The sequence below is a fragment of the Gordonia sp. NPDC003425 genome (assembly GCF_053588635.1).
In genome coordinates this window covers 1-1,620 of the sequence record NZ_JBSFQI010000041.1, presented here as the reverse complement: position 1 = coordinate 1,620, position 1,620 = coordinate 1, and the positions used below count along the sequence as shown (strand labels likewise).

At 62.1% G+C, this 1,620-nt stretch carries 1 protein-coding gene; it reads right to left on the bottom strand.

The genetic code is table 11. The annotated features are described in order from the left end of the window. Positions 1-16: 16 nt before the first annotated feature. Positions 17-1,516: an IS1634 family transposase gene (locus ACWDTD_RS20480; RefSeq protein ID WP_449748948.1), complete on the bottom strand. Its 1,500-nt coding sequence runs from the start codon at positions 1,514-1,516 to the stop codon at positions 17-19. Positions 1,517-1,620 lie beyond the last annotated feature (104 nt).

The window sequence follows — 1,620 nt, the reverse complement described above, 5'->3', positions numbered from 1 at the left end:
CCTGACTTGGCTCAATTTAGTGTCCACCTCGGATCGCGATGATCGCTTCGCGGAGGCCGTCGGGTAGTGGATCGGCGGCGGTGAGGGTCTGTTCGCCGGCTTGGATGGTGACGGTGCGGTAGCGGCGGGCGGTGGTGACGAACTTCTTGATCGACCAGCCGGTGCGGGTTTCGATGATTCTGGTGATGGCCAGCGCGGCGAACACCACGGCCAAGTGTGCCCGGATGGAGTCCTCGAGGTGATGGAAGATCGGGCGTGCGGCCAGATCGGACTTCGACATCCGGAAGCTCTTCTCGATCCGCCACAGCTGGTGGTAGGAGCCGATTACGAATTCGGGTGTCGGAGAGTCGATGTTGGTGGCATAGGCCTTCCAGCCGGCCAGGGTGCGGGCCTTGGTTTCCAACTCTCGGTTGACGGTCCGGTCCCCGCCTTTGAGCTTGACGAACCGGTTGCGTTTGACCGGGATCTTGCCCTCGACCGCCTTCTCGGCTTTGGCGATCTGCTCGTTGATACCGCGGATGCTGCGTCGCGCTCGGCCGGCGCTGTAGCGGTAGTAGACGACCCGGTGACGGAGGTAACTGGTCTTGGAATTCGCCGGCAGTGGCTGGGTCAAGGTCAGCCCGTCCTCGGGAGTGGAGTTCGGATTGTTCTTGTGCCACTTCTGAATCTGGTAGGGGATTCTGGGGATCTTCTCACCCAGGATGAACGACAACCCGGCATCCTCGATGGCCTTCATGTTCGCCGCGGAGATCATCCCGGCATCGGCCACCACCGTCACATCGGTCAGCTTGTGGGCGGCGATGAACGCGGTCAGGGTCGGCATCATCGTCAACGTCTCAGCTTTGTTCCCGGCGAATGCTTCCATCATCAACGGGAATCCTGTTGCGTCGGTGAGCAAACCGACAGTGACCTGTGGTTCGAGGCGGCGCTCCTTGGAGAACCCGGGTTCGCGGAACCCGTCCGCTTTGTCGGTCTCGAAGTACAGCGTGGTGACATCGTACAAACACAGTGTGGCGGGTCCCAGATTCGCTTGCGCGGCACATGCTTTCGCCAGTTCCTGACGCCAGGACGTGTCAGCGTAGATGGGTAAACGTCGTTTCACCGTTGCGTACGAGGCCGGGGCGACACCGGCTTCGGCCAGTACCCGCAGGGAGTCGAGTTTGCTGGTCGGTTCGATGATCCTCGCGGCCACCAGATCACGGAATACGCTGTCAGAGTTCGGGATCGAGGAGAATCCGAGTTCGTCGTACACCGCGGTGATCGCATCCAGCAACACCGCCATCCGGGAACTGGTGATCGGCAAGGGTCCTGCTCCGGACGCGGAAACCAGCCCGAGGTCGAGTTGCTGCTGCCCGGCAGCCAACCGATCAGCGGCCGCGGCCTTCAACGCCGCCAGCTCCGCATCGGTATGAGCTGAGCCGATGTGCTCGATCTGGCGCGACCCGCGACGGTTGGAGTGCACGATCTGGACCGCCGTCGCTCCCGACTTGGTCTTCACCGTCCGCACAAACGCCACCCCAGCAGCCTAAAACCCCCACCGTTAGTGTCCACCCCGGCATTCATCACCCCAGGTCACAGCCCCGCGATCGCCGAAATGGCGAAAATTGAGCCAAGTCAGGT